Raw genomic sequence first — 25,091 nt, forward strand, 5'->3', positions numbered from 1 at the left:
TTCGACAAATAAGTCAAAGAATGCACGGGAAACGTGCCAGCAATCCCTATTGTCCCCCCATCAACCAAACGGAGGACGCCCAATGCGCGTTTACTACGACCGCGACTGCGATGTGAACCTGATCAAGGACAAGAAAGTCGCCATCCTCGGCTACGGCTCCCAGGGCCACGCCCACGCGCTGAACCTGCGCGATTCGGGCGCGAAGAACCTTGTCGTGGCACTCCGCCCCGGTTCGCCGTCCGCCAAAAAGGCCGAAGCCGAGGGCCTGAAGGTCATGGGCATCGCCGAAGCCGCCGCCTGGTGCGACCTCATCATGTTCACCATGCCCGATGAACTGCAGGCCGCGACCTACAAGCAGTACGTCCACGACAACCTGCGCGAAGGGTCCGCCATCGCTTTCGCCCATGGCCTGAACGTCCACTTCGGCCTGATCGAGCCGAAAAAGGGCGTCGACGTTATCATGATGGCCCCCAAGGGCCCCGGCCACACCGTCCGTGGCGAATACACCAAGGGCGGCGGCGTGCCCTGCCTTGTGGCCGTCCACCAGGACGCGACCGGCAAGGCGATGGAAATCGGCCTCTCCTACTGCTCCGCCATCGGTGGCGGGCGTTCGGGCATCATCGAGACCAACTTCCGCCAGGAATGCGAAACCGACCTCTTCGGCGAACAGGCAGTCCTCTGCGGCGGTCTTGTCGAACTGATCCGCATGGGCTTCGAAACCCTCGTGGAAGCCGGCTACGAGCCCGAAATGGCCTACTTCGAGTGCCTGCACGAAGTGAAGCTGATCGTGGACCTGATCTACGAAGGCGGCATCGCGAACATGAACTACTCGATCTCGAACACGGCCGAGTATGGCGAATACGTCTCCGGCCCGCGCATCCTGCCTTATGATGAGACCAAGGCCCGGATGAAGGCGGTCCTGACCGACATCCAGACCGGCAAGTTCGTCCGCGACTTCATGCAGGAAAACGCCGTCGGCCAGCCGTTCTTCAAGGCCACCCGCCGGATCAACGACGAACACCAGATCGAGAAGGTCGGTGAAAAACTGCGCGCGATGATGCCCTGGATCGCCAAGGGCAAGATGGTCGACAAGGCCCGCAACTGATCGCATCCCACACGGAAAAGGGCGCCTCCGGGCGCCCTTTTTCATTGCCGGGCCGGCCCCTCCGGGCTTACCTGCCCGAAGATGCCGCATCGAAGGCCGCCATGCGCAAATGGATCCCAATCGCCCTGATCGCCCTTGCGGTCCTGTGGTTCATCCTGACCAACACCGGCGCCAGCGTCGCGCTGAACGATCTTGCCACCCGGCCGATCACCGCGCTCATGCGGGACGGCCAGACCATCCCGGTCCAGCCCTCCGCCCGCGCCCCGCAAGAGGGCGAGGCGACGGGAGTCGGCGGCCAGGGCGTCATGTTCGGCCTTGCGCTCACCTTCGCCCTGCCCGACGGCAGCCTCGTCACTTGCACCCAGCGCTTTACCGCACTGTCCTGCACTGACGGCTGGTCACCGCAGCGGTAGACCACCCAGCTTTAGATCAAGGCGTAGACCGGGCGCAGCACTTCGACGCGACGCACCCGCGCCTCCAGCGGCAACAGGAACGCCACCCCGCCATACTTGCCGTCCCTGGCAAGGGTCGACACCGGCGCATTCGGGTTGCGCATCCGGTCCTTTGTCCGCTCTTTCGAGATCAGCGCGAAAACGCCCACCGCCAGCAGGGTGAACAGCGACAGGAACGGAACGATGGCTCCACCAAACATCTTGGCCTCCGATTGATAAGGGGCGCCCCGGCGGCACCCGTCACCGGGTCAACCGCCCCGGCGGCATCCGGTTCCCCGCTTGACAACCCAGGCTGCCGCCGCAAACCCTTGCCCATCCCAAGCGAGGGCGCGCATGACCACCCTGATGATCCTGATGCCCACCGGCGGCCAGATCGACACGCCCGCCGTGCACAGCCTGCTTGGCCTCACTCAGCAGCTTCCCAAACGCGGCATCGCCTTTGCGCTCAAGACTTACGAATGGTCCGACCTCGTCATCTCGCGCAACTACCTGATGTCCTGCTTTCTGGCGGACAGGAAGTTCACCCACGCGCTCCTTCTCGACAGCGACATGAGCTACCAGCCGCAGCTCTTCTTCGAGCTCCTGAACTTCGACGCCGATTTCACAGTGGCACCCTACCCCCAGCGCCAGATGCGCTGGCAAGTCTTCCGCACCGCCATCGAGCGTGAAGCGGCAAAGCCCGCAGCCGACCGTGCCCCGACCGAACAGCTGCTGGCCGAATCCCTGCGCTACAACATCCCCGAGGTTTTCGAGGTCGGCGAACCCTGGCCCCATGTCACCCGCGACGGCTTTCGCAAGGTCCCGGGCGCGGGTACCGGCTTCATGCTGATCCGTCGCGAGGTTCCCGAACGCATGGTGCAGACGGGCGCAGCCCTGCCCGTCCCCGGCTTCAACGGCCCGGGCTACCCCGGCGCGGATTTCCACGATTTCTTCAGCCACCTGCGCGGCCGCGGCGGCGCGGTGATGCACGGCGAGGACACGTCCTTCTGCCGCCGCTGGATCGACGGCTGCGGTGGTGAGATCTGGTGTCACGAGACAGCCCAGATCACCCACCACGGCAGCCTCGCCTATCGCGGCGACTATGCCCTTGCGCAAAAGCCGCGCGGCTGATTGCGGTCAGTTCGCCGCGCCGCCAAAGCCCTGCCGCGGGACCCAGGTGTAAGACTCGCCCTCACCCATCGGGTCCTCCTCCAGCAGGATCGCGCCCGGAGTGAGCGAAACCGTCAGTTCGACGCAGGTGGTCAGCGGCCCGTCGGTTGCCAGTTCCGCGCCCAGCGTGACCACATGATACGCCAGCGGATTGCCAAGGTTCTCGCAGCTGTGCGTGCCCGGCTGCACCGCCACCAGCGCCCGCACTCCCAGCATCTGCAGCGCCTCGTCGTCGGTCATCTCTGCCAGGATCTCGATGTCGGGGCCGGACAGGACCTGGGTCCGCTCGTACTGGTTCGGGCCGACCCACATGATCTCCGTCCCGTCGAAGACCTCGATCTGCACCAGCTGGTCGCCCGCATAGTACTCTTCGTCCTTGACCTCGGCTCCTGCCGCCCCGGCCACCAGCGCCAGCGCGCCTGCCTTCAGCGCCCTCATCCCTCACCCCCCGCCGCGCGCAGGGCCGCCATCGCCTCGGCGGGCCAGAGATTGGTGTCCTTCGGCCAGATATGCGGTTCGATCTCGCCCTCCACATGCCAGCCGACAAAGACCCCCTCGGTCGCGGGGTGCAGGTAAAGGAAGGCCCAGTCCGCATCGCAGGTGAACTTCAGGCAGGCCTGACCCAGATAGCCTTCCGCCGTGAGATCGCCTGAGCCAAGGTCCGAAATCCGCTCGGCAAAGACCGCATAGTCCGCGCCAAGCCCCGCCTGCAGCGCCGCCTGCACCGGGGCCAGCTTCATCGCATCCACCGGATGGGCCTGGGCAAGCGTGGGCACCGCGTCCCAGCCTGCCGCGCTGTCCGCGCTGAACTCCTCGGGCAGGGCTTCGGTCATGCCAGTGACCGGGTTCCAGACCCAGACCTCGCCAGGTTCCGATGGCAGCGGTTCAGTCGAAAACACCAGCGCTTCCGGCTGGACCTGCATCGTGAACTCGCGGCAGCTGTCAAGCGGGCCATAGAAGGCCGGTGCCGCCCCCTCTTGCAGCGCCAGCACAAAGGGCGCCGCCCCGCAGGCATTCCCGCCCGCCCCGGCCACGCCGGTGATGACCGTCAGCCCGCTGATCTGCTGCGTGGCCTCATCCAGGTAGATCACCCCGTTCTCGTGCAGGACCTCGCCATCCACGACCAGCGCCGCGCTGCCCATTCCGTCATCGGTCACGCTGATCGTATGGCCTGCAAGCGACAGGTCCTGCGCCAGCACAGAGGAACCCCAAAGCACCGCGACGACACCGAAACCCCAGCCTATCTTCTGCATGTTCCGCCCATTCCCTAGGTCCGTTCCTGCGGACAGTGCCGCGCCCGTGCGCCCCGCGCCAGAGCGGAAAGCCTGACCCTCCGGGTGTTCGGGCAGAGGTTAACACCGCCTTAACGCGATTTTCCAAGCAACTGATTTCATTCGGTGAACCGGATTTGTCCACCGTGGGCACATCCGTCAGACCGCAGCCTCCACCGCCCCCACGATCTCGTCCACCACGGCGGCGAGCAGAACCTCGTCCTCACACTCCGCCATCACCCGGATCAGCGGCTCCGTCCCCGATTTCCGGATCAGGATCCGCCCCAGCCCCTCGATCCGCTGCTCACTGGCCCGGATCACCTCCTGCACCGAGGCGACCTCCAATGGCCGCGCCCCGGCGGTGAAACGGACGTTCTTCAACATCTGCGGGACCGTCTCGAAGGACCGTGTCAGCTCCGACGCCGGTTTCCCGGTCCGAACCATCTCCGCCAGGAACTGCAGCCCCGCGACCAGCCCATCCCCCGTCGTCGCATAGTCGGTCATCACGATATGCCCCGACTGCTCGCCGCCCAGGTTGAACCCGCCTTCCCGCATCCGCTCGACGACATAGCGGTCGCCCACCGCCGTCCGCTCCAGCCGCAGGCCCCGGCCTTGCAGGAACCGCTCCAGCCCAAGGTTCGACATCACCGTCGCGACCAAGGCGCCCCCGGTAAGCCGCCCCTCCGACGCCCAACGGGCCGCCAGAAGCGCCATGATCTGGTCGCCGTCCGCGACCCGGCCCGTCTCGTCCAGGATCATGATCCGGTCGGCATCGCCGTCCAGCGCGATCCCCACATGCGCGCCGTGGGTCACCACCGCCTCGGCAGCCGTCTCGGTATGGGTCGACCCGCAGCGGTCGTTGATGTTGGTCCCGTTGGGGGCGACCCCGATCGGGATCACCTCGGCCCCCAGTTCCCACAGCACCTCGGGCGCGGTCCGGTAGGCCGCCCCGTTCGCGCAGTCGACCACCACCTTGAGGCCGTCCAGCCGCAGGCCGGTCGGAAAGCTCGTCTTCACGAACTCCTCGTACCGCCCCCGGCCATCCTCGATCCGTTTGGCCCGGCCGATGTTTTCGGGCTTCGCGGGCGCGATCTCACCCTCGATCATCGCTTCGATCTCGGCCTCGGCGGCGTCCGACAGCTTGAACCCGTCCGGCCCGAAGAACTTGATCCCGTTGTCCTGGTGCGGGTTGTGGCTGGCACTGATCATCACGCCGACATCCGCCCGCATGGACTTGGTCAGGAACCCCACCGCAGGCGTCGGCACGGGCCCGAGCAGCAGCACGTTCATCCCCGTCGAACAGAACCCCGCCGTCAGCGCGTTTTCCAGCATGTAGCCCGACAGCCGCGTGTCCTTGCCGATCACCACCCGATGCGCCGAGGAGCCGTCGCGGCGGAAATACCGCCCCGCCGCCGCGCCCAGTTTCAACGCCAGTTCCGCCGTCATCGGCCAGCTGTTCGCCCGCCCCCGGACGCCGTCAGTGCCAAATAGCTTGCGGCTCATGCCTCATCCTCCAAATGATCGGTATTCAAAGATTGCCAAAGCCGCAGCGCCTGCCACGTCTCGGCCACGTCATGTATGCGAGTGATCTGCACGCCCTGCGCCACCCCCGCCAAAGCCAAAGCGATGGACCCCGGCGCGCGGGTTTCGGGCGCCTCGGCCCGGCCAATCGTCCCGATGAACCGCTTGCGCGAGGTGCCCAGCAGCAGCGCACAACCCAGGCCATGAAACAGGGACATCCCGCGCAGTAGCGTCAGGTTGTGCTCCAGCGTCTTGCCAAAGCCGATGCCGGGGTCCAGCACGATCCTTGACCGGTCTATCCCCAGTGCCTCGGCCCGCGCCAGCCGCGTGGCCAGAGCGTCATAGACATCCAGAAGCACATCGCCATATCGCGGATCGTCCTGCATGCTGGCCGGCACGCCCTGCGCATGCATCAGCACCACCGGTGCCGCCGCCTTGGCCACCAGCGGCCCCAGCGTCGGGTCGAAGTCGAAAGCCGAGACATCGTTGACGATGCTCGCCCCCGCCTCCAGCGCGGCGGCGGCCACGCGCGCTTTCCGCGTGTCGATGCTGATCGGCGCCGCAAGCCCGCCCGCCCGCAGCGCCCGGATCACCGGGACGGTGCGGGCGATTTCCTCCTCGACCGGAACCTCGACCGCACCGGGCCGGGTGCTTTCGCCGCCGATGTCGATGATCTCGGACCCTGCCGCCATCGCCGTCGCCTGCGCCACTGCAGCCTCGGCGCCCAGGAATCTGCCCCCGTCCGAGAAACTGTCCGGCGTCACGTTCAGGATGCCCATCAGCCGCGGGCGGTCCATCGTCAGGCCCGCAAAGGCCGGGCGCGGGGCCGTCAGCCGATGCAGCACCGCCGCAGGCACCTCGGACGCCGGAATGATCCGGCTGGGAATCGCGCGCGACAGGACCTCGACCCGATCGAACCAGCACCAGCCCCCGGCCAGCGGCATGGCCCCCTCGGGCCGGGCCGGATCGGTCATCGCGATAGGTCTGAAATACTCCATGGCTTTCGGAGTGGCCGAACCCCAAGCGCTTTTCAAGGGGGAAGCGTCAGGCGCGTTTCACCGGGACGCGGCTTCCTGCCGGGACTGCAACGTCGCCGTGAACGACCAGCGCCGTGGCCGACATGGTTTCCGCCAACCACAGCGACAGGCCCACCGGATCGGTCCCTTTCGGGCCGTCGACCGCATCCAGCACCAGCTTGGACGGTGCCCAGACCACGGTTTGCCCGCGCTTCATCGCCCAATCGATCTCGGTCCGCGTCGCCACCACCACGCAGCGCGCATCGCGCGCAGCCAGCGCCCAAGCGTTCTGCTCCATCGCCAAAAGGTCTACCCGGCGCTGCGTCGGCTTGTGCCCCGTGACCGGGCGCGGCAGGTCAGGCAAGCCCACGGTCAGGATCAGCGGCAAACTCTCCGCCAGCAAGTGATCCAGTCGGGCCGAAAGGTCAGGCGCGTGGATCGTAGCATTGTCGAGGAAGACCACCAGCGGATGGACCGCCTCCATCCCCTCGGCCCCGGCCTTCTGCACCGGGCGTTCGGCACGCGACCGGACGATCTCGACCCCCAGGGCATACGGACCGACGTCCAGCTTCTCGATCCGGATGAAGACCCGCATCGCCGCGGGTTCGGCCAGGATCCGCTCGGCCACCCGTTCCGCCAACGTCTCCAACAGGTTCAGCCGTTCGGCCGCCAGTTCCGCCGCAATGGATTCGGTGATCCGGTCATAAGACAGGATGCGGTCGACGTCGTCCTCCAGCGGCTCGGTCACCGGTCGGACCTCGACCACCACGTTGAAGCGCAGGCGCTGCTTGTGGCCGCGTTCCTTCTGGAAGGCACCGATATCCGCCTCGACCACATGGTCGCGCAAGGATATCCGGTCGCGCATACCTGCGCCCGCGGACGCCTCGGCCCGGTCCTCGGGATGGGCGAAAGCCAACTCGATATCGCTCATCAGGGGTCCTCCGCCGTTCGGCCCCTCATACCACGCGGGTCGCGAGGGCCAAGCGGGAAGGCGTCACCGAAGCCGCAGAAGGCGACATCAGCCGTTGGCGCCGGGTTGCCGGTAGAACAGATGCGCGCCAATCGCGGCCGTGCGCGAGAACCGCTTGGACCAGCTGGGCTTGACGCCCCGCGTATGAAAATGCGTGGCACCTGCGGTCAGCACCCGAGGGGCACCGTCCAGCATGGCGCGGGCAATGCGGCCTGACAGATCGGCGGCACCCTTTTCGCGCATCTTCTTCTTGCCGGTGCAGACGTAGGAAAACTGGCACCCGCCACCGCCACGCTGCTTGACCACGCCGCAGACCGTGCGCGGGTACAGCGGGCTGTCGACCCGGTTCAGGATCACTTCGGCCACGGCAATCTGGCCGTCCAGACTTTCGCCGCGTGCTTCGAAATACAGGGCTTCGGTCAGGCACTGCCATTCGGCATCGCCTTCGGGTGCGGGCCGGGACATCAGCCAATCCTCGGTCAGGCCCTCGGTCATCGCCACCGCGGGCAACGGCGCGTCAAGCTCGGGCGGGGGCAACCGCTTGAGGTCCTGCGAGTAGGACGCAGGCGTCGGCATCAGCCCGAACATGCCAGTGTTCCAGTTCGAATCCGCCGTAGCAGTACTGGCTGCCAGTCCCATCGCCAGCGCGAAGGTCACAAGGTCGCGTTTCATTCTGCTCTTCCGTCATTGTTTCCCGGCGGAAGTCTCCCCGCCTTGGCAAGCTGGCGGGGAGGTAGGGGATGCATCCCGGGGGGTCTACCGCTGTTGCGGAAATGCCACGAAAATCAATGCTGCATAAGCGAAATACCGCCGAAAATCATAGGGAAATGGTGAAGATTTCCTTACAATTAACTGATATTAAACGGTTTTACTGCGATCCTTCAGCGCAAGATGCGCCGCCGCAAGCCGCGCCATTGGCACTCGGTAGGGGGAGCAGGACACATAATCGAACCCGGCGCGGCGACAGAAGTCGATGGATTCCGGGTTGCCGCCGTGTTCGCCGCAGATCGAAAGTGTCAGGTCTTTCCGGGTCTTGCGTCCCCGCTCGGCCCCGATGTGCAACAGCTCACCCACCCCGTCGATGTCGAGGATGTGGAACGGGTCCTCGGGGAAGACGCCCAGCCGGACATAGGTGTTCATGAAGCGCCCGGCATCGTCGCGCGACAGGCCGTAGGTCATCTGGGTCAGGTCGTTGGTGCCGAAGGACAGGAAGGCGGCATGCTGGGCGATCTCTCCCGCCCGCAGGGCCGCGCGCGGGGTTTCGACCATCACGCCCAGCTTGTAGTCGAACGCCGCCCCGGCCTTGGTGCGCACCATGGCGGCCAAAGCGTCGATCCGGGTCTTGACCAGTTCGACCTCGCGGCGGGCAGAGACCAGGGGGATCATGATTTCCGGCACAATCGGGGCGCCGCGACGGGCGGATTCCAGCGTCGCCTCGAAGATCGCCTGCGCCTGCATGTCATAGATTTCCGGCAGCACGACACCCAACCGCACCCCGCGCATCCCAAGCATCGGGTTGACCTCGGTCAGCGCCTCGGCCCGCCGGGTCACTTCCGACAGGGGCCGGTCCAGCGCTTCGGCCAGCCCGCGCAGACCTTCCCGGTCCGACGGCAGGAATTCGTGCAAAGGCGGGTCGAACAGACGGATGCAGACCGGCAGACCTTGCATGATCTCAAACAGTTGCACGAAATCTGCCCGCTGCATCGGCAACAGCCGCGCAAGGGCCGCCGCGCGGTCGCCCGGCGTATCGGCAAAGATCATCTCGCGCATGACGACAAGGCGGTCCTCGTCGAAGAACATGTGCTCGGTCCGGCACAGGCCAATCCCCTGCGCCTCGAACTTGCGCGCGGTTTCGGCATCGGCGGGCGTGTCGGCATTGGCCCGCACCCCGATGTCGCGCACCTCATCGGCCCAGGCCAAAAGCCTGCGAAAACTGTCGTCCAGCGCCGGCGGCAGCATCTCGGCCGCCCCCGCAAGCGCCTCGCCCTTGGATCCGTCCAGCGTCACCACGTCGCCTTCGCGGAAAACGCGGCCATCGGCGGCGGTCAGCTTCTTGTCTCGCGTGTCCAGCCGGACATCGGACGCGCCCACCACGCAAGGCAGCCCCAACCCGCGCGCGATCACCGCCGCGTGGCTGGTCATCCCGCCGCGTTCGGTCAGCACTGCCGCCGAAGAATGCATCCCCCGGATATCCTCGGGCGAGGTTTCGCGCCGCACCAGAATGCAGGGCTCCCCCTTCGACGCACTCGCCTGAGCCGCCGCCGAGGAAAACACCAGCTTGCCCGTCGCCGCCCCGGGTGAGGCCGCGATCCCCCGGGCAATCACATCACGCGCCCCGCGCGGATCGACCTGGTGGTGCAACAGTTCCGACAGCGCCCGGGGTTCGACCCGCAACACCGCCTCGTCGCGCGGGATCACCCCGTCTTCGGCCAATGCCACCGCGATCCGCAACCCCGCACGGGCCGAGCGTTGCACCTTGACCGCGTCCAGCACTGCCAGCCGCCCGTCCTCGATGGTGAACTCGATCTGCATCTCCTCGCGCAGCCGCGCGCGGCAGGTCGCCCCATATTCGACCAGCGTGGCGAACAGTTCGGGCGAGACATCTTCCAGTGACGCCCCGCGCGGGTCGCGCGTCAGGTACAGCGCCTCGGTCGTCTTCAGCGCATCCCGACCCTGCGACTGTCCCAGATAGCGCCCGGTGATCTGCGGCTGGCCCGTGACCGGATCGACGAACTGGATCACGCCCGATCCGGAAATCCCCTGCCCGATCCCTTGCGCCATCTCTTGCACGACAAGGCCCAAGGCCGCCTCCTCCGGCGCCCCCTTGGCCTGCCGCAGAAGCCGGGCCGAGGTGCCCTCCCAGGCCCGTGCCATCGATCGCAGCACTTCCGACAGCTGCTGGGCCGGGTCCTGCGGGAAGGGTTCGTCCGTTTCGACCTCGTATTCGCGCAGCGCATCCTTCAACGCACCCGGCCCCGGTTTCAGCCCGTCAAAGACGTCCGGGTCCAGCCGCGCGACGTGAATTGCATAGGCCTGCACAAAGCGAAGGTAGAGCGCATCTGCCGCCGTCTCGCCATGCGTCTCGGCCAGTCGAGCGTGGCGCTTGGCGTTGAGGCCAATGTTCAAGATCGTCGCCGGCCCGCCCCAGTCCGGGTTCGCGGGGCTGGGGCGCACCGAGATCAGCGGCCCGTCGCCGAAATGGTCGAGGATGCCGCGCGTGTCGACCCCATGCCCCGCGGCAATCGCGCGGACCGTGGTTGCAGGCAGCGCCACCGACTTCGGCACCGGCAGGTCAAGGCGGACCAGCCGCTGCAAACACTTCGCCCGCCACCCATGCGACGCCGTGGCGATCTGCGCCGATGGCGAGATCTGGGCGTATTCCGGAATGGGGTCGTGTTTCTGCACTGCAGCACCTGATGTTCACGCGCAGCATACGCCGAAAGACCCGTCAATCAAGCGTGACATGTCAGTTGTATGACGAATCTTTGGGCAGTCGTTGAAAACACGAACCACTTGGCACCTCCCCTCCCATCGTGGGGAAGAGATGGGGGTAAGGGGGCTGCTTACCCCTCGATCCGCGTCAGGTCGGCCACGCCCGAACAGACCGCCCGGATGCGGTGGAGAAGGTTCAGCCGGTTCCGCCGGATGATCTCGTTGTCGCTGTTAACCTGAACCGCGGTGAAGAAGGCATCAATCGGCCCGCGCAGAGCGGCCATCGCGGCCATCGCGGTCCCGAAATCCTCTGCTTGCATGGCCGGAGAGATCGCCGCCTCTGCCTTGTCCAGCGCCGCAAACAGCGCCCTCTCCTCCTCCGTCTCGGCAAACTTCACATCCGCCCCGAAGGAGTATTCGACCCCATCCTTCGCCTCGGCCTGAGACAGGATGTTGTTCGCCCGCTTGAACCCCTGCAGCAGGTTCGCCCCGTCCTCGGTTTTGAGCGTTTCCGACAGCGCCGCGGCCCGCTTGACGAGCAGCGTCAGGTCGTCGTTCCCCGGCATGGCAAGGCAGGCGTCGATGATGTCGTGCCGGACGCCCTGGTCCCTGAGGTAGACCTTGAGGCGGTCGTGGAAGAAGGAGAGGAGGTCAGAAGCGACGTCGGCGATCCAGTCCAACTGACGCGCCAAGAGCTTGTCAAATAACCCTTGGCCCAGTTCCGACTGCCACATGTCTTCCCTTAGAACTGGGTAGACATCGGAGAAGAGTCGCTCCCAACCTTGCCCGTACTGATTGTGGAAGGCTTCCGAAAGATTCTCAAACTCCCGTTCGATGATGCGCCGCATGGCCTCAGCAGTGGTGCGATATCGAATTTCATATGCAACGTGGGACGTCAAAGCTGTCTGCAGAATTGGAACAAGTTTCACAGTCCGATTGCTAGGGACCAACCGCACCACCCCCAACGCCGCGCGCCGCAGGGCAAACGGGTCCTTCGACCCTGTCGGCTTCTCGTCAATCGCCCAGAACCCGGTCAGCGTGTCGATCTTGTCGGCCAGCGCCACGGCGACCGACACCGGCTCCACAGGGACCGAGTCACTCTCCCCCTTCGGCCGCCAATGGTCCCGCGCCGCATCGGCGACGGAGGCCTTCTCCCCGGCCTCCAGCGCATAGTAGCGGCCCATGACGCCCTGCAACTCGGGGAACTCGCCGACCATCGCCGAGCGCAAGTCCAGCTTCGCCAGCCGCGCGGCGCGTTCCGCGTCATCGGCATCCGCCCCGACCAGTGGCGCAATCTCCCGCGCCAAGGCGGCAATCCGGTCGATCCGGTCGGCCTGAGAGCCAAGCTTGTTGTGGAACGTGACCGCCTTCAGCCCCTCCACCCACTCGCCCATCCCGGCCTTCGCCACCCGCAAGTCATTCTCCCAGAAGAACTTCGCGTCCGACAGGCGCGCGGCCAGCACCTTCTGGTTGCCCTTCAGGATCACCTCGCCACCATCCGCCGCCTCGATATTGGCGACGGTGACAAACCCCTCGATCCGCCCCGTCTTCGGGTTCCGCACCGAGAAGAACTTCTGATGCTCCTTCATGCTGGTCTGCAGCACCTCCGGCGGCAGGCCCAGGAACGCATCCGCAATTCGCCCCATCAGGGGCACCGGCCATTCCACCAGCCCCGCGACCTCGGTCAGAAGCCCCGGGTCCGCGACCACTTCCATACCGGCGGCAAAGGCCAGGTTCTGCGCCCCCTGCCAGATCGCGGCCTCGCGTTCCGCCGTGTCCAGCACCACCTTCGCGCGCTTCAGCTTGACGACATAGTCATCGAACCCCGAGACCACGAAGCGCCCGATGCCCATGAACCGATGCCCCTCGGTCACGTTCCCCGCCTCGATCCCGTCCACCGACATCGGCACCACATGCGCGCCGGTCTCATCGGACAAGAGACAGATGATCGACTGCAATGGCCGCACCCAGCGCAACGACCCGCTGCCCCAGCGCATCGACTTCGGCCAGGGGAAGTTGCGGATCACGCCTTCCAACACCTCGGCCACGATCTCCGCCGCCTGACGACCCGGCTTTTCGACCACGGCATAAAAGGTCTCGCCCTTCTTGTCCGCCCGCCGCTCCAGCTGGTCCAGCGTCAGCCCGGTCGACCGCAGGAACCCCTCCACCGCCTGCGCCGGGGCGCTGGTCGAAGGCCCCTTCCGCTCCTCCCGCACCGGGCGGCTTTCCGCGGTCAGCCCCTCGACCGACAGGACCAGCCGCCGCGGCGTCGAGAACGCGCCCGCGCTGGCATAGGTCAGCCCCGCCTCGACCAGCCCGTCGGTCACCAGCTTCCGCAGGTCCTCACGGGCCTTTCCTTGCATCCGCGCCGGAATTTCCTCGGAGAAGAGTTCGATCAGAAGGTCGGGCATGTCTTGTTCCTAGATCCAGTCGAGGTTCACGCGGGTCGGCGGATAGGCGTCGGCAATGGCGGCGCGCAGGGCGGCAAAGCGGGGGCGCAGGTCCTTGAACTTGCGCTCATGCGTCTCGGCGACGGTCAGCTGGATATCGTCGAAGAGCCGCGCCTCCAGCATCGCGGACAGAAGGTCCAGCTCGGCCCCCTCGATGTCCATCTTGACGAAGGCCACCCGGCCATGCGCGCCGACAAGTCCGCGCAGGAAGGCCGGAAAGTCGATCAGTTCGACGTCGATCCCCTCGCCGTCCGCGATGTTCTGGCCGCCCGCGACGACGGTGCTCTTGACCGAAGCCAGCTCCGGGTTCGCCTCCCAGTTCGCGGCACGCATCAGGCGGATGGTGCCTGCTCCAGTCCCCACGGCAGCCGCGTGCAGATGCACGTTCGACACCCCGGCAAAGCGTTCGGTCAGCTTCTCGATGTTGTAGGGGTCAGGCTCGAACGCGTGGACCTCGGCCCCGCTGGAGGCCAAGAGCGCCGTCACATCCCCCCGGTTCGCCCCGCAATCCACCGCCACATCCCCCGGTCGCAGCATCGAGACGACACCGGACAGCATCCCTTCCGCCCGCGCATAGTGCAGGTCGCGCTTGTGACGGCGCTTCAGCTTCCGCAGGGGGTCCTCGGCCTCGGCCATCCTCAGTCCCCAAGGCTCCCGTTCAGCTGGTGCCAGGCATAGGCGCGGCCATCGCCAAACACCGCGACGACCCGGTCGACGCCGGGGTGGATCTCCGGCTCGGACAGGAAGGCCAGCGCCTCGCCCGTCTCCAGCGCCCGACCAATCGCTTCGGCGTCGAAACAGTCGAACCCGCGCGGCGCGACCAGCGGTTCGGCGCCCTCATAGGTCCGGTAGGTCTCGGTCAGCATGGCCAGCGTCAGAGGCGTGGTGAAGCACGCCCGAAACTTGATGGGAGAGCTGTCCGCGTCAATCCCCTCGATCCCGTTCACGACGATGGCCTCCGGCTGGTCGCCCACCAGCGGCACCAGACGGATTTCGGCCCCCGGCTGAAACGCCACCTCCTCATAGAAGGCGCGCTCGGCCGTGTACCACAGGAAGACGCCCGCGACGGCGGCAACGATCACGATGGCCCCCAGGATAACGCGCGCCGCATTCACTGATCCGCCCCCGCCTCGGTCTGCCGGAAGGCGTCGGCGCACAGCTTCGCCAGGGCTCGCACCCGCCCGATATAGGCCTGCCGTTCAGTGACCGAGATCACGCCGCGGGCATCGAGGAGGTTGAACAGATGGCTGGCCTTGATCGTCTGGTCATAGGCGGGATGCGCCATGATGATCCGCTTGCCGGACTTGGGGTCATCGGCGTCAAAGGCCAGAAGCCGCTGACACTCCGCCTCGGCATCCTTGAAATGCTGGAACAGCATCTCGGTCGTCGCCCCGTCGAAGTTGTGGCGGGAGTATTCCTCCTCCGTCTGCCGGAAGATGTCGCCGTAGGTCAGCGCAATCGGCGACTGCGGATCGTTGAACGGCATGTCCATTACATGGTCCACGCCCATCACATACATCGCCAGGCGTTCCAGCCCGTAGGTCAGCTCCCCAGACACCGGTTTGCAGTCATGCCCGCCAACCTGCTGGAAATAGGTGAACTGGCTGACCTCCATCCCGTCGCACCAGACCTCCCAGCCCAGACCCCAGGCACCCAGCGTCGGGCTTTCCCAGTCATCCTCGACAAAGCGGATGTCGTGCAGGCCAAGGTCGATCCCGATGGCCGCCAATGATCCCAGATACAGCTCTTGCAAGTTCGCAGGCGAGGGTTTGATGATGACCTGGTATTGGTAATAGTGCTGCAGCCGGTTCGGGTTTTCGCCATAGCGCCCGTCCGTGGGGCGGCGCGAGGGCTGGACATAGGCGGCCGCCCAGGGCTTCGTCCCCAAGCTGCGCAGCGTCGTCGCCGGGTGGAAGGTCCCCGCCCCTACTTCCATGTCATAGGGTTGCAGCACGGCACAGCCCTGCGCAGCCCAGTAATTCTGCAGCCGCAGGATGATTTCCTGAAAGCTTTTTGGCGTGGTGGTGGCGTCGGACATGGATGGCCCCGGGACAAAGGCAAAGTCGCGCCTTCCCTATCCATTGGGGCGAGAGGGGTCAATTCCGGAAAGGACCGGCGCAATCGTGACCGGCCTTGCGGGTGTTTCACCCTTGTCGCGGCGCGCGTCATGCGTAATGTCGGCCCCTAGCCGGAAACCGTCTTCAGGACCTGTTCATGTTCAGACCGCTTGCGTTGATTGTCGCCGTTCTTGCAACGATGATCCTATCCCCTTCACCGCAGGCGAATGCACAGGAGGGTCGGGCCTGGGTCCAGGTCGAGGCGCATCCGGACCTGGAGACTGCCCTTGACCGGGCCCGCGCCTATGCGGCGCTCTTTCCCGAAGCCGCTGCCTTCCGCCTTTCCTCCGGCTGGTATGGCATCGCGCTTGGGCCCTACCCGACCGACGAAGCCCCGATCCGGCTTGGCGCGCTGAGACGCGAAGGGCAGATCCCCTCGGACAGCTTTGTCGACGATGGCGCCCGCTATGGCGAACAGATCTTCCCCGAAGATGGTGCAACAGCGCTTGCCCCGGAACCGGCAACCGACCTGGCCGCCGACCTTGCCACTACGATCGAAACCCCGGAACCCGACGCTGTCGAGGCCCCTGACGAAGACCGCCAGCAGGCCCGTGACAGCGAGGCGCTTCTCACCCCCGAGGAACGCCGCGAGCTGCAGACTGCGCTGCAATGGTTCGGCTTCTATTCCAGCGCCATCGACGGTGCCTTTGGCCCCGGCACCCGCAATTCCATGGCCGCCTGGCAAGAAGCGCAGGGCATGCTTGAGCCGACCGGCATCCTGACCACCCGCCAGCGCCGTGCACTTCTGGACGCCTGGAAGGGCGAGATTTCCGCCTTCGGCTTCACCGAAATCACCGAGGCGGAATCCGGCATCACCGTCACCCTGCCCCTGGGCCTGGTAGAATTCGACCACTACGAGCCGCCCTTCGTCCACTACCGAGCGAAAACCGACGATGCCCCCCGCATCGTCCTGATCTCGCAACCCGGCGACCAGGCCGCGCTTTACGGCCTCTACGACGTGCTCCAGACGCTCGAATCCGTCCCGCTCGACGGCCCCCGCGACCGCGGCGACCGCAGCTTCCGCATCCGCGGCACCTCGCCCAAGGCCGACACGACGGTCTTCGCCGAGTTGAAGGGCAGCCGGATCAAGGGCTGGATGCTGATCTCCACCCCCGGGAACGAGGCGCGCGACGCCCGCATCATCAAGGTGATCGAGGACAGCTTCTCGCCCGACGGCGACGGCGTGCTGGACCCCGGCATGGCGGTGATGGGCGCCGAGACCCGCTCGGGCCTGCTGGCCGGGCTTGAGGTGCGCAAACCCCGCCTCAGCCGCACCGGCTTTTACATCTCGCCCGAAGGCGCGGTCCTGACCACCGTCGAAGCCGTCGACAGTTGCAGCCGCGTCACCATCGACCGCGCGACCGAGGCGACCGTGACCCTTGCCGACAAGACCAGCGGACTGGCCCTTCTCACCCCGAAAACTGCGCTTGCCCCCCGCGCGGTCGCGGGCTTTGCCACCGCCCCCGCCCGACCGGGGTCCGAGATCGCCGTGCCCGGCTATTCCTACGAAGACCGCCTGCCCGCCCCGGTCATCACCTTCGGCACGCTGGAGGACGTCACCGGCCTGAACGGCGAAACCGCCTACTCCCGCCTCGCCCTGCAATCGCTGCCCGGCGATGCGGGCGGCGCAGTGCTTGACGCCTCTGGCAGCGTCCTCGGCATGCTCTTGCCCGCCCAGCCGCAGGGCGGCAAGCTGATGCCCGCAGGCGTTGCCTTCGCCCTCTCCGCGCCCGAGATCGCCCGGCTTCTGACCCCGACCGGCGTGGCGACGCTTCCCACGACCGCGACCGCCCCTCTGGACCCCGCAGCCCTGTCGGAACAGGCCGCCGGCATGACCGCGCTCGTCTCCTGCTGGGAGTGAGGGGTCGGCGGCGGACCGGGAAACCTACCGCCGCCAGAATGCCGGCAGCAGCATGACCAGAATGGCCAAGAGGCCCAGCCGTCCCAGGATCATGCACAGCGTCATTATCGCGATGGCCCCGGGCGGGAAGTCGATGAAGGTCCCGGTCCGCTCGACCAGCGGGCCGAAGCCGTAACCGACATTGCACAGCGTCGTCCAGACCGCGAAGACGGCCGAGACGGTGTCCACCCCAAGCAGTGTCATCGCCACGCTCATCGTGCCGAGGATCAGGATGAAACTCGACACGAACATGACCAGCGCGTTCAGCACGTCATCCCCGACTGCCCGCCCGTCATAGCGTACCGGGTCGACAGTCGAGGGGTTGCCGATCCGCAGCACCTCGCGCTTCAGCACGGCAATGACCAGCTGCACCCGGAAGACCGACAGCCCAGCCGCGGATGAACCGGAGCAGGCCCCGATCACCCCGATCACGAAAGCCACCACCAGCATGAACCCGCCCCAGCCGGCAAAACTGACCGTGCCGAACCCGGTCGAGGACATGATCGAGGCCAGGTTGAACAGGCTTTGCCGGAAGGCCTCCTCAAGCCCGGTATTCGTGGTCCAGACCTGCCACAGTGCCACCGCGATCACTGCCATTGCCAGCCACCTGGCATAGGCACGCACCTGCGCATCCTGCCACAGAGGCAGGGCCGAGCCGTTCATCAGCTGGACAAAGCGGATGTAAGGTAGGCTCGCCAGGAACATGAACAGCGCCGAAGCGTATTGGATAGAGGCGCTGTAGCTGGTGAAGGAATCGTCCCGACTGGAAAATCCGCCTGTCGCCACCGTCGCCATGCCATGCACCACGGCATCGAAGGCTGGCATGCCAAGGATGGCGTAGACGGTCATCGTGGTGACCGACAGCGCCAGATAGACGATCAGAAGCTGCTGGGCGATGTCGGTCGCCCGCGGCAGGACCTTGCCGAACGTGTCGAACCCCTCGGTCCGAAAGAACTGCATGCCCCCGATCCGCATCAGCGGCAAGAAGATCATCGCGATGAAGGCGATCCCCAGTCCTCCGCCCCAGTTCAGCATCCCGCGCCACAGGATCATGCCCCGCGGCAGGTCCGACAGGCCCGAGATGACCGAAGCCCCGGTGGTCGTGATCCCAGACACCGCCTCGAAATAGGCAAGCTGCAGGGTCAACCGCGGTGCGCCGATCCAGAATGGCAGGGCGCCGAAGAATGGCACCACGAACCAGATGCCCGCCGTCAGAAGATAGGCCTGCCTTGTATCCAGACCCTTCCCCAGCGCATTGCCGGTCGAAAGGGTCAGCGCCGTGCCTGTCACTCCGGTCAGTGCGGCCGAAGCCAGAAAGGCAAAGCCGTTCGCCAGCCCCGCCCGCCAGTCGAGTATGGCCGGGGCCAGCATCAGGATCGCCAGGACGATCAGGATGCGGCCAATGACATAGGCGACGGGGCGGAAGTCAACCATGGTCGGGCATGGCTACGCGGCCCCGCGCCTTTGGTCAATCACCTGTCAGCGCGTGTGGATCAGCGTCCGGAACAGATGCGGGTCCAGACTTTCGCCCGCAAAGGTGTCGCCCTCGGTCAGAACGCTGATCGCGTCATGGCTGTGGAGCGACTCCTGATGGCTGGCCAGCACCCGGAAATCGCCCACCCGCGCATCGGCCCGCAGCGCCTCGCAGAACAGTCGCGCCGCGTCCTCGACGAAGATCGGATTCGCCGCGTTCAGCTCGGCAAAGGCCTGCTCGTCCTCACGCTTGACCATGACCTGGGTCTCGGTGACCACCGCGCCCCTCGCTAGGTCCACCAGATCCTCCAGCGCCATCTCGCCCGTCAGCACGACCGACAGCCGCGCGACCGACCGCTGCGAATGCGGCGTCGCCAGCTGGCCCCTCATCATGCGGGCATGCTCCGACAGCTCCAGGCTGCACGGGCAGGTCGAGCTGTAGACGTAATCCAGATGGGCAATCCGCTTGCGCACCCCGGCCACCTCGACCAGTTCCAGCGCCATGTCGTAATATTGCCAGCCCGCCAGCCCCGACCGCAGCGATTGCAGCTGCATCGGGAACGACAGCCGCATCTGGATGCGCGCGTCAAAGCTGCCGAGGTCCGTCTTGTAGTCGTCCAGCGCCGCTTCGATCACGCCGAAGGAAAACTCCTTCTCGGCATGGGCATAGAACGACCGCATGATGCGGCTCATGTTGATGCCCTTCTTTTCGGCCTCCAGGCTGACCGTCCCGGTCACGCTCGTCTCCAGCACGACGGGAGCACCGTCGCGGGTGGCAAAGCGGATCGGCAGACGGAAGTTGGAAATCCCGACATGCTGGATGCGCGCCTTCGACCCCCGGATCAGGCTGGAGGGGCCATTCTGCAAATCGGGCAGCGTGGTGCGATAGCTCGCATCCGCCTTGAAGGCATGGGGATACTCGCGCGACAAGGCGGGATAGCCCTGCCCCGGCACCAACCAGCCCACCGCCGAGTCGAGCCGCGAGATTTCCTCGTCGGACGATTTCCCGGCCCATTGGCGCAGCACGGCAAGGGCTGCTTCCGCCTCCTCGCGCGAAGGAAGGCGGTCGATTTCCGGGGTATGGATATTCATGGGGGCAGGTCCTTTCGGTTCGGGCGGGCCATCGGGCCAAGCCGTCAATTTCCGGAATGTTCTACGCTGGGAAGCCGCCACCGGATCACCCTGGTCCGAGGCAGAGACCCAATAGATAGACAGTTTTCCCCTGCCCGCAAGTGCAGAGTAGGCTTCAGTTCCGCCCCAGCGCCTGTCCAAGGTCCGCGATCAGGTCATCGACGTCCTCCAACCCGACCGACAAACGGATCAGGCCCGGCGTGATGCCAAGCGCATCCTTCTGCTCCTGCGGCAAGCGCTGGTGAGTCGTCGTGGCCGGATGCGTCGCGATGGTCTTGGCATCGCCCAGGTTGTTGGAAATCTTGACGATTCCCAAGGCGTTCATGAAGCGGAACGCTGCCTCCTTGCCGCCCGCCACGTCGAAGGTCACGATGGTCCCGCCGCTGCCCATCTGCGTCATGGCCAGATCATGCTGCGGATGCACGGCCAGCCCCGGATAGATCACCCGGCCCACCTGGCTCCACCCCGAAAGCACCTCGGCGATCCTCAGCGCCGAGGCCGCCATCGCCCGGCAGCGCAGGTCCAGCGTCGCCATGCCGTTCAGATGCATCCAGGCCGTGAACGGGCTCATCGAGCCGCCGGTATGTTTCATGTAGGGTTCCAGCGTCTTGCGGACGAACTCCTTCGTGCCGCAGACGACACCTCCCAGCGCCCGGCCCTGACCGTCGATGTGCTTGGTCGTCGAATAGACCACCACATCCGCGCCCTGTTCGACTGCACGGGAAAAGATCGGCGTCGCAAAGACGTTGTCGCAGATTACCAAAGCACCGGCCTTATGGGCGATCTCGCTGACACCGCGAATGTCCACCAGTTCCAGCGTCGGGTTCGACATCGATTCGAAGAACACCGCCTTGGTGCCGGGGGTCACTGCGGCTCGCCATTGGTCAAGGTCCGCGCCATCCACAAAGGTCACACGAACCCCGAACTTCTGCAGCACCTCCTCCAGCACATAAAGACAGGACCCGAACAGCGCCCGCGCGCTGACCACATGGTCCCCCGCCCGGACCAGCGACATCAGAGCGCCCGACACCGCCGCCATGCCCGATGCCGTAGCAAAGGCGTCGTCCGTCCCCTCCAGCGCCGCGATCCGCTCCTCGAACATCCGGGTCGTCGGGTTGCCGTAGCGGGCATAGATGAACTCGTCCTCGCCCGCCTTGATGAACCGTTCCTCGGCCGCCTCGGCCGTGGGGTAGACGAAGCCCTGCGTCAGGAAGATCGCCTCGGCCATCTCACCGTACTGGCTGCGCCGGGTGCCCTCATGCACCAGTTGCGTGCGGGTCTTCCAGTCCTTCGTCATCGTCGTCCAGGCCCCCCGGCCAATAAAAAACCCCGGCATACCAAAGGTGCCGGGGCCATGCCCTTCACCTCTTTAGCGGTTTGTTTAACGTGGCCCGCAATCCGGTAACAAAGCGCCACGGGCGTCTGCATACGCCTGGCCAGCCCTGTGGTCAACCCGCCACGCTTGCGCCCTGTCATGCCGCCGTCACCGACCCGTCACGCCACCGTTTCCGCGCTGCGGCAACACACGGCGCATAGAGGCAGCTCCGGGTGCAGGCCATGTCCGACGATCCCCGTCCGATCCGCGCCGATGCGACCAGCCATGGCCTTGACCTCGATCGGGACCGCTTGGCACGCAAGCTTGACGCCCTCCCCCCCGGGGCCCCTGTTGTCGTCATGATCCACGGCTGGCGCTATGCCCCCGGCTTTGCCCGCGACTGCCCGCACGGCTCGATCCTGTCGCTCGACCCCGCGCCGCAGGACCGCCGCGCGGTCAGCTGGCCCCGCCATCTCGGGCTTGACGGACGGCAGGGCCTCGGCATCGCGCTCGGCTGGAACGCGAAATGCGACCCCTGGCGTGCCCATCTCCGCGCCCACCGCACCGGCGACGCGCTGGCGAGCATCGCCCGCACTGTCCACGCCCTCTCCGGCCGCCCTGTCCAGATCATCGCCCATTCCATGGGCGCCCGCGTGGCTCTCGCCGCCCTCCCCCTGCTTGACCCCGGCCTGATCGACCGGATGGTCCTTCTGGCGGCTGCTGAGACGCGGGGCCGCACCCTCGCCGCCCTTGCCACCCCCGCCGGGCGCGCGGTCGAGGTCATCAACGTCACCACGCGCGAGAACGACCTCTTCGACGCCTGCTTCGAATGGGGCATCCACCTCGGCCTGCGCACCTCGATCGGTCAGGGGCTCGGGCGCAGCCTGCCAAACTGGCACGATCTCTGGATCGACCAGCCGCGCACTTTGGCCGGGCTTGCCGCCCTGGGCCATCCCCTCGCCGATCCGCCCCGCCGCATCTGCCACTGGTCGCCCTACCTCCGCCCGGGCACCATCGCGCTCTATCGCGCGCTGATCGAGGGCCGGCTGTCCGCCGCAGACCTGCCGCTGCACCGTCCCGGCCGCCGCTGGTCGCGCCTGATCCTCGGGGCGCGCGGCATGGCCCTTTCCCCGCGCCTTCCCGCCGCATGACCGGGCATCGCGCCCCGCACTTGATTTTCCAGACCGGCTGAAGGACGCTTCCGCCACCTGCCCGGACCCATCTGCGAAAGCCCCCATGCGCCGCCTCCTTTTCGTCCTCGCGACCCTGTCCCCCGCCCTTCCCGCGTCCGCGCAGACCTGCGACGACCGCACCGCCGATTTCGAAACGCAGATCACCCTCTGCGATCAGGCCTACCAGGCTGCCGACACCGCCGACGGCGCCGCCATGGCGCTGGCGATGAAGGGCGAGGCGCAGCGCATGCTTGGTCGGCTGGACGAGGCTTCCGACACGCTGCAGCAAGCCATCGCGCTGTCGGCCGCCAACGCCTGGATCTGGGTCGAGCTTGGCAATGTCCGCTATGATCAGGGTGACCCGGCCGGGGCACTGGCGCATTACTCTGCCGCACTGGCCGCCGAGGATTACATCTCGGCCTGGGCCAACCGGGCCGAGACCTGGTGGCAATTCCGCGAAGGCCAGCGCTGTTCCGACGACGCCGACAACGCCCTGAGGCTTGACCCGCAATACGCCTATGCCAATGAAATCAAGGGCCGCTGCCTGATCGACCTCAATCGCGCGGAAGAGGCCCTGTCCTATTTCGACACTGCCATCGCGCTGGCCCCCGGCTACCAGAACGCCTACCGCAACAAGCTTGCCGCCCTGTCCGCCCTTGGCCGCTATCAGGACCTCGTCGCCGTCGCGGATGAGGCGCTGCGCCCCGGTGTCGTAAGCGACAGTAATCCGGCGATCGAGGAAGATATCCTTTCCCGCCGCCTTCTTGCCTTGGGCGAATTCGCCCCACCCGCCACAGTCGCCGCCGAAGCCGCGGCCCTTCTGCAGCGCTTTCCGCAAAGCCTGGCTGCAGCCAACGTGCAGGCCCGCGCGCTTCTCGCCGACGGCAAGGCGGCCGAGGCGGATCAGGTCGCCCAGGGCCTGCGCCAGAACCCCGACGGCCAGCGGATGGAGGCGATCTATCACGACACGCTCGCCCGGATCGACGCGGCCCTGGGGCGGATGGACGACGCCTATGCCAACTACGACGCGGCCGTCGGGATCGACCCAAGCCTGTCCAAGACCTATGCGCGCAAGCTGTCCGAACTGGGCTTCCTGCCCTTGTCGAACGCACCGGCGGCGGTGCTGACGGCGCTCAGGCGCTGCATGGACGTGAAGAAAGCCGCCTGCATCCTGCCCGAGTGAGCCTCCCAAAAGGCAAGGGCGCCTTGCGGCGCCCTTGGCAAAGGTCTTGGGGGATAAAGGCCTTCGCTTGAAAATCGTTTCGACCGCCCTCAGGCCGCGTGGCCGTTGTCGTCAAGGTTGATGACGGTCAGCACCATCGCCCGCAGCACCGTGTGGCCGATGATCGGCAGCACCGCCCAGAACAGAAGCCAGTGCGACGGGTCCACGGCGCGGATCATGGTTTCGTTCATCAGAAGGAAGGCGAAGTTGTAGACCACCATCATCTTGGTCAGGTTCGGCAGGTGGTCGCGCATGTCCGCATCCGGCCAGAAGCTCGCTGCCGTGCTGGTGCGCCCGTGCAGGACGTCCTGCAGGAAGATGCCGCCGATCACCACATAGAACAGGCTCTGCATGCGCTGGCACCACAGCGGGTCGTTCGCCAGCGCCAGCACCACCAGCGGCACACCCGCGAAGGCGATTGCAAAGACGATCGTCCGGCCGACCGAGTAGCGCGTCAGAAGCCGCTGCACCATGCCTTCGAAGCCCATCGCGATCCGCACCGCCAGCGCCGCAAGAAAAGCCGTGGCGAAAGCCTGGCCCGAATGGTCAGGTCCAAGGGCCACCGACAGCACCGGGTAACCGATCAGCAGGACCGCACCAGGGAGGTACATCGACCGCGACAGGGGCGGCAGGTCCTGGAACAGGCTCAGGAACAGACGGACCAGATCGAACGGAGTGCGGTGCATGGGTCATCCCCCTCTAGCTTGTCGTCTGGTCTACCGACGCTTCAAGGCAGGTGTGGGGCAGAACCCGGCCGCTCTCGGGGCATTCCTGTGCAGGTTGTCAGGTTTTGTCTTCCGGCTCTTCGATCATGTAGCGTTGCAGCGTCATGAAGTTCACCATCAGGAACAGAAACAGCGCCGCGGGCATCGCGAAGGTTTCCAGCTTGACCCAAAGTTCGGTCGTCTGCGTGCGCCAGATGACCTCGTTCGCCACAGCCAAAGCCGCGAACATCCCAGTCAAACGGCGCGTCAGGATCATCCAACCCTCTGGTTTCATGGGCAAAGCTTCCGCCATCACCCATTGCAGCAGGCTTTTCCCCCGCAGAAGCCCGATCCCCAGGATCACCGCGAAGGTGCCATAGACGATGGTCGTCTTCATCTTGAAGAACCGCTCGTCATTGAACCAGGCCGTCAGCCCGCCAAAGACCACGACCATCACCCCGACAAAGATCTGCATCCGGCTGATCGACCCCGTCAACAACCAGAGGATGAAAATTGCGGCAAGAAGCAGCGGAACCAGGACCAGCGCTGCCACAATGAAGCCGGAATAGTCGATCCCGCCCAGATTGTAGGTCTCATCCTTGATCCGCATGTAGATCAGGAAGAAGACCACGGTCGGCCCCAGTTCCAACACCTGCTTGAGAATCGGGTTGATCTTGCGTTCCGCCATTGC

General features: G+C 66.1%; 23 protein-coding genes and 1 riboswitch. Of the genes, 6 read left to right on the forward strand and 17 right to left on the reverse strand.

Annotated features, from left to right (window positions below; genetic code table 11):
• Positions 1-82 precede the first annotated feature (82 nt).
• Positions 83-1,105, forward strand: a complete 1,023-nt coding sequence (ilvC, locus tag E8M84_RS18720) for a ketol-acid reductoisomerase (RefSeq protein WP_137112694.1) — start codon at positions 83-85, stop codon at positions 1,103-1,105.
• A gap of 101 nt (positions 1,106-1,206) precedes the next feature.
• Positions 1,207-1,518, forward strand: coding sequence for a hypothetical protein (locus E8M84_RS18725; RefSeq protein ID WP_137112695.1), 312 nt, complete (start codon positions 1,207-1,209; stop codon positions 1,516-1,518).
• Positions 1,519-1,529: 11 nt separating this feature from the next.
• Here the strand turns inward: E8M84_RS18725 and E8M84_RS18730 are convergent, their stop codons facing one another.
• The gene (locus tag E8M84_RS18730; protein ID WP_137112696.1) at positions 1,530-1,757 is read right to left on the reverse strand and encodes a hypothetical protein; all 228 of its coding nucleotides are present in this window, start codon (positions 1,755-1,757) and stop codon (positions 1,530-1,532) included.
• 133 nt (positions 1,758-1,890) lie between these two features.
• On the opposite strand from E8M84_RS18730, the gene E8M84_RS18735 reads away from it, so the two are divergent.
• Positions 1,891-2,667 carry a hypothetical protein gene (locus E8M84_RS18735; RefSeq protein ID WP_137112697.1) on the forward strand — a complete coding sequence of 259 codons (777 nt, stop codon included), beginning with the start codon at positions 1,891-1,893 and terminating at the stop codon, positions 2,665-2,667.
• Between the two features lie 6 nt (positions 2,668-2,673).
• Here E8M84_RS18735 and E8M84_RS18740 read toward each other — a convergent pair whose 3' ends face one another.
• The 11 genes from E8M84_RS18740 to E8M84_RS18790 all read right to left on the reverse strand — a co-directional run bounded on the left by E8M84_RS18740 (position 2,674) and on the right by E8M84_RS18790 (position 15,404).
• Positions 2,674-3,144, reverse strand: a complete 471-nt coding sequence (locus E8M84_RS18740; protein WP_137112698.1) for a hypothetical protein — start codon at positions 3,142-3,144, stop codon at positions 2,674-2,676.
• On the reverse strand, positions 3,141-3,959 hold the full coding sequence (locus E8M84_RS18745) for a hypothetical protein (protein WP_137112699.1): 819 nt from the start codon (positions 3,957-3,959) through the stop codon (positions 3,141-3,143). The genes E8M84_RS18740 and E8M84_RS18745 overlap by 4 nt, the downstream gene beginning before the upstream one ends.
• Before the next feature lie 177 nt (positions 3,960-4,136).
• On the reverse strand, positions 4,137-5,480 hold the full coding sequence (gene glmM / locus E8M84_RS18750; RefSeq protein ID WP_137112700.1) for a phosphoglucosamine mutase: 1,344 nt from the start codon (positions 5,478-5,480) through the stop codon (positions 4,137-4,139).
• Entirely contained in the window at positions 5,477-6,496 is a 1,020-nt protein-coding gene (folP, locus tag E8M84_RS18755) for a dihydropteroate synthase (protein WP_137112701.1), read from the reverse strand. Before folP ends, glmM begins: the two co-directional genes overlap by 4 nt.
• Before the next feature lie 46 nt (positions 6,497-6,542).
• Positions 6,543-7,448 carry a dihydroneopterin aldolase gene (locus tag E8M84_RS18760; RefSeq protein WP_137112702.1) on the reverse strand — a complete coding sequence of 302 codons (906 nt, stop codon included), beginning with the start codon at positions 7,446-7,448 and terminating at the stop codon, positions 6,543-6,545.
• A gap of 84 nt (positions 7,449-7,532) precedes the next feature.
• Positions 7,533-8,156, reverse strand: coding sequence for a cell wall hydrolase (locus tag E8M84_RS18765; protein ID WP_137112703.1), 624 nt, complete (start codon positions 8,154-8,156; stop codon positions 7,533-7,535).
• Positions 8,157-8,342: 186 nt separating this feature from the next.
• Complete coding sequence (locus tag E8M84_RS18770; protein ID WP_137112704.1) at positions 8,343-10,889, reverse strand: putative PEP-binding protein; 2,547 nt, start codon at positions 10,887-10,889, stop codon at positions 8,343-8,345.
• Between the two features lie 158 nt (positions 10,890-11,047).
• On the reverse strand, positions 11,048-13,327 hold the full coding sequence (gene glyS, locus E8M84_RS18775; RefSeq protein WP_137112705.1) for a glycine--tRNA ligase subunit beta: 2,280 nt from the start codon (positions 13,325-13,327) through the stop codon (positions 11,048-11,050).
• Between the two features lie 9 nt (positions 13,328-13,336).
• Complete coding sequence (locus E8M84_RS18780) at positions 13,337-14,002, reverse strand: FkbM family methyltransferase (RefSeq protein WP_137112706.1); 666 nt, start codon at positions 14,000-14,002, stop codon at positions 13,337-13,339.
• 2 nt (positions 14,003-14,004) lie between these two features.
• Positions 14,005-14,481, reverse strand: a complete 477-nt coding sequence (locus E8M84_RS18785; protein ID WP_137112707.1) for a DUF6446 family protein — start codon at positions 14,479-14,481, stop codon at positions 14,005-14,007.
• Entirely contained in the window at positions 14,478-15,404 is a 927-nt protein-coding gene (locus E8M84_RS18790; protein ID WP_137112708.1) for a glycine--tRNA ligase subunit alpha, read from the reverse strand. The genes E8M84_RS18785 and E8M84_RS18790 overlap by 4 nt, the downstream gene beginning before the upstream one ends.
• Positions 15,405-15,580: 176 nt before the next feature.
• Here E8M84_RS18790 and E8M84_RS18795 point away from each other — a divergent pair, with 176 nt between their 5' ends.
• Positions 15,581-17,344: a serine protease gene (locus E8M84_RS18795; RefSeq protein WP_137112709.1), complete on the forward strand. Its 1,764-nt coding sequence runs from the start codon at positions 15,581-15,583 to the stop codon at positions 17,342-17,344.
• A 24-nt stretch (positions 17,345-17,368) separates the two neighbouring features.
• Here E8M84_RS18795 and E8M84_RS18800 read toward each other — a convergent pair whose 3' ends face one another.
• The 3 genes from E8M84_RS18800 to metZ all read right to left on the reverse strand — a co-directional run bounded on the left by E8M84_RS18800 (position 17,369) and on the right by metZ (position 21,284).
• The gene (locus tag E8M84_RS18800) at positions 17,369-18,817 is read right to left on the reverse strand and encodes a TrkH family potassium uptake protein (protein WP_137112710.1); all 1,449 of its coding nucleotides are present in this window, start codon (positions 18,815-18,817) and stop codon (positions 17,369-17,371) included.
• A 45-nt stretch (positions 18,818-18,862) separates the two neighbouring features.
• Positions 18,863-19,948 (reverse strand): GTP cyclohydrolase FolE2, encoded by a 1,086-nt coding sequence (gene folE2, locus E8M84_RS18805; protein ID WP_137112711.1) that lies wholly within the window; start codon positions 19,946-19,948, stop codon positions 18,863-18,865.
• Positions 19,949-20,102: 154 nt separating this feature from the next.
• A complete protein-coding gene (gene metZ, locus E8M84_RS18810) occupies positions 20,103-21,284 on the reverse strand; it encodes an O-succinylhomoserine sulfhydrylase (protein WP_137112712.1) in 1,182 nt (393 codons plus the stop codon).
• Between the two features lie 51 nt (positions 21,285-21,335).
• Positions 21,336-21,413: riboswitch (SAM riboswitch) on the reverse strand.
• Between the two features lie 131 nt (positions 21,414-21,544).
• Between metZ and E8M84_RS18815 the strand changes: the two genes are divergently transcribed.
• Positions 21,545-22,453, forward strand: a complete 909-nt coding sequence (locus E8M84_RS18815; protein ID WP_137112713.1) for an alpha/beta fold hydrolase — start codon at positions 21,545-21,547, stop codon at positions 22,451-22,453.
• 85 nt (positions 22,454-22,538) lie between these two features.
• Entirely contained in the window at positions 22,539-23,657 is a 1,119-nt protein-coding gene (locus tag E8M84_RS18820; protein WP_137112714.1) for a tetratricopeptide repeat protein, read from the forward strand.
• Positions 23,658-23,746: 89 nt separating this feature from the next.
• On the opposite strand, the gene E8M84_RS18825 is transcribed toward E8M84_RS18820, so the two are convergent.
• Together E8M84_RS18825 and E8M84_RS18830 are read right to left on the reverse strand one after the other, a co-directional pair.
• A complete protein-coding gene (locus tag E8M84_RS18825) occupies positions 23,747-24,382 on the reverse strand; it encodes a hypothetical protein (protein ID WP_137112715.1) in 636 nt (211 codons plus the stop codon).
• Positions 24,383-24,479: 97 nt separating this feature from the next.
• Positions 24,480-25,088: an inner membrane-spanning protein YciB gene (locus tag E8M84_RS18830; protein ID WP_137112716.1), complete on the reverse strand. Its 609-nt coding sequence runs from the start codon at positions 25,086-25,088 to the stop codon at positions 24,480-24,482.
• Positions 25,089-25,091: the final 3 nt, after the last annotated feature.

This window comes from Rhodobacter sp. SY28-1, assembly GCF_005222785.1.
In the GTDB taxonomy this organism is placed as follows: Bacteria; Pseudomonadota; Alphaproteobacteria; order Rhodobacterales; family Rhodobacteraceae; genus Tabrizicola.

Bases quoted from the DNA above. Each gene is read 5' to 3' on its own strand.
- folE2 (WP_137112711.1), bottom strand. From the start codon at position 19,948: ATGAATATCCATACCCCGGAAATCGACCGCCTTCCTTCGCGCGAGGAG.
- E8M84_RS18725 (WP_137112695.1), top strand. From the start codon at position 1,207: ATGCGCAAATGGATCCCAATCGCCCTGATCGCCCTTGCGGTCCTGTGG.
- E8M84_RS18735 (WP_137112697.1), top strand. From the start codon at position 1,891: ATGACCACCCTGATGATCCTGATGCCCACCGGCGGCCAGATCGACACG.
- glmM (WP_137112700.1), bottom strand. From the start codon at position 5,480: ATGAGCCGCAAGCTATTTGGCACTGACGGCGTCCGGGGGCGGGCGAAC.
- ilvC (WP_137112694.1), top strand. From the start codon at position 83: ATGCGCGTTTACTACGACCGCGACTGCGATGTGAACCTGATCAAGGAC.
- E8M84_RS18820 (WP_137112714.1), top strand. From the start codon at position 22,539: ATGCGCCGCCTCCTTTTCGTCCTCGCGACCCTGTCCCCCGCCCTTCCC.
- E8M84_RS18780 (WP_137112706.1), bottom strand. From the start codon at position 14,002: ATGGCCGAGGCCGAGGACCCCCTGCGGAAGCTGAAGCGCCGTCACAAG.
- folP (WP_137112701.1), bottom strand. From the start codon at position 6,496: ATGGAGTATTTCAGACCTATCGCGATGACCGATCCGGCCCGGCCCGAG.
- E8M84_RS18825 (WP_137112715.1), bottom strand. From the start codon at position 24,382: ATGCACCGCACTCCGTTCGATCTGGTCCGTCTGTTCCTGAGCCTGTTC.
- E8M84_RS18740 (WP_137112698.1), bottom strand. From the start codon at position 3,144: ATGAGGGCGCTGAAGGCAGGCGCGCTGGCGCTGGTGGCCGGGGCGGCA.
- E8M84_RS18800 (WP_137112710.1), bottom strand. From the start codon at position 18,817: ATGGTTGACTTCCGCCCCGTCGCCTATGTCATTGGCCGCATCCTGATC.
- E8M84_RS18790 (WP_137112708.1), bottom strand. From the start codon at position 15,404: ATGTCCGACGCCACCACCACGCCAAAAAGCTTTCAGGAAATCATCCTG.
- E8M84_RS18815 (WP_137112713.1), top strand. From the start codon at position 21,545: ATGTCCGACGATCCCCGTCCGATCCGCGCCGATGCGACCAGCCATGGC.
- E8M84_RS18745 (WP_137112699.1), bottom strand. From the start codon at position 3,959: ATGCAGAAGATAGGCTGGGGTTTCGGTGTCGTCGCGGTGCTTTGGGGT.
- E8M84_RS18795 (WP_137112709.1), top strand. From the start codon at position 15,581: ATGTTCAGACCGCTTGCGTTGATTGTCGCCGTTCTTGCAACGATGATC.
- glyS (WP_137112705.1), bottom strand. From the start codon at position 13,327: ATGCCCGACCTTCTGATCGAACTCTTCTCCGAGGAAATTCCGGCGCGG.
- metZ (WP_137112712.1), bottom strand. From the start codon at position 21,284: ATGACGAAGGACTGGAAGACCCGCACGCAACTGGTGCATGAGGGCACC.
- E8M84_RS18830 (WP_137112716.1), bottom strand. From the start codon at position 25,088: ATGGCGGAACGCAAGATCAACCCGATTCTCAAGCAGGTGTTGGAACTG.
- E8M84_RS18765 (WP_137112703.1), bottom strand. From the start codon at position 8,156: ATGAAACGCGACCTTGTGACCTTCGCGCTGGCGATGGGACTGGCAGCC.
- E8M84_RS18730 (WP_137112696.1), bottom strand. From the start codon at position 1,757: ATGTTTGGTGGAGCCATCGTTCCGTTCCTGTCGCTGTTCACCCTGCTG.